Here is a 1,786-nt window from a genome sequence, read left to right on the forward strand (position 1 = left end):
ATCCAGCCGGACTTCAACCTCGTGCAGCTGTTCCGCAAGAACCGCTTCCTCGGCTACGACCGGGTCGGGGATACCGACCAGCTGAACCTCGGCCTGACCAGCCGCGTCCTCGACGCGACCGGCGGTGGCGAATACCTGACCGCCACCATCGGCCAGACCCGGTTCTTCAGCAAGCAGGACGTGACCCTGCCGGGCGACAGGCCGGTCGACAGCAACGCCTCGGACTGGCTGGCAGAGCTCGGCGTGACCTTCAACCAGTACTGGAAGCTGGGTGCTGGCTACCAGTGGGGTGCGGACAGCGGCAGGACGCAGCGCACGCAGCTGGCGCTGCAGTACCGGCGCGATGGCCAGCGGGTGGTGAACGCCGCCTACCGCTACCGCCGCGACAGCCTCGAGGAGGTCGACGTCTCCGCGGCCTGGCCGCTCAGCTCCCGCTGGAGCGCGGTCGGCCGCTACGACTACTCGCTGCGCGACAACGAGGTGCTGGAACGCTTCGTCGGCTTCGAGTACCAGAATTGCTGCTGGGGCTTCCGCGTCGTCTATCGCGACTACATCGCCAGCCGCACCGGCGATTCGGACACCGCCATCGCGGTGCAGCTGATCCTCAAGGGCCTGACCAACGTCGGCGACCCGGCAGGCCGCCAGCTCGAACGTGGTATTCTGGGCTACGAGGCCGATTGATCCGCACCATGCTATCCCGCATCACCATTCTGGCCCTGGCGCTGCTGCCAGGTGTCATGGCTCACGCCCAGGACCGGGAGCTTTCCTCGCGGGGCGAGCTGATCGACGGCATCGCGGCCGTGGTCAATGACGGCGTGGTGCTGAAGAGCGAGCTCGCCGAGGAAACCCAGCGCATCGTGCGGCGCCTCGAGGCGCAGGGCACCAAGGTGCCGCCGGAACGCTCGCTGGCGCCACAGGTCCTCGAGCGCCTGATCATCAACCGCATCCAGCTGCAGCGCTGCGAGCGCGTGGGCATCCAGGTCTCCGACGAGACGCTGAACAACGCCCTGGCCAACATCGCCCAGCGCAACAACGTGACCATCGCCCAGCTGCCCCAGGTGCTGGCCGGCGAGGGCCTCGACTACCAGCAGTACCGCCGCGAGATGCGCGACCAGATCGCCATCGAGCAGCTGCGCCAGCGCGACGTGCTGGCGCGCATCAGCGTCACGCCCAGGGAGATCGACGAGTACCTGGCCCGCCAGGCCGGCCGGGCATCCTCCAACATGGAGTACGACATCTCGCAGATCCTCGTGGCGGTGTCACCCACGGCGACTCCCGATGTCATCGCCGCCGCCGAGAAGAAGGCCAATGGCCTCTACCAGCGGCTCCAGGCGGGCGAGGACTTCGCCCAGCTCGCGGTGACCAATTCCGACGGCCAGCAGGCCCTGGAGGGCGGCAGCATAGGCTGGAAGAAGGGCGACGAGCTGCCCACGCTGTTCGCCGACATCGTGCCCGGGCTGCAGAAGGGCCAGGTCGCCGCGCCGATCCGCAGCGCCAGCGGCTTCCACCTGGTCAGGCTCAATGACCGGCGTGGCGGCGAGCCGATCATCGAGCAGCAGGTGCACGTGCGCCACATCCTCATCGCACCGAACGAGGTGCTGGACAGCGATGCCGCCCGCGAGAAGATCATGGGCATCCGCCAGCGCATCCTCGCCGGCGACGACTTCGCCACCGTCGCCCGTGCCGTCTCCGACGACCCGGGCTCGAAGAACGAGGGCGGCGACCTCGGCTGGACCGGACCGGGCACCTTCGCGCCGGAGTTCCAGGCGGTGGTGGACAGCATCGC

General features: G+C 68.5%; 2 protein-coding genes. Both read left to right on the forward strand.

Going from position 1 to position 1,786, the window contains the following annotated elements; genetic code table 11:
- Positions 1-681, forward strand: a 681-nt coding sequence (gene lptD, locus Q0X16_RS04920) for an LPS assembly protein LptD (protein ID WP_297831340.1), incomplete at its 5' end; no start/stop codon positions are given.
- An 8-nt stretch (positions 682-689) separates the two neighbouring features.
- Positions 690-1,786: peptidylprolyl isomerase (locus Q0X16_RS04925; RefSeq protein ID WP_297831342.1), on the forward strand; the 1,097-nt coding region annotated here is incomplete at its 3' end.

Origin of the sequence: Thermomonas sp. (genome assembly GCF_025993755.1) — a bacterium.
Classification (GTDB): domain Bacteria; phylum Pseudomonadota; class Gammaproteobacteria; order Xanthomonadales; family Xanthomonadaceae; genus Thermomonas.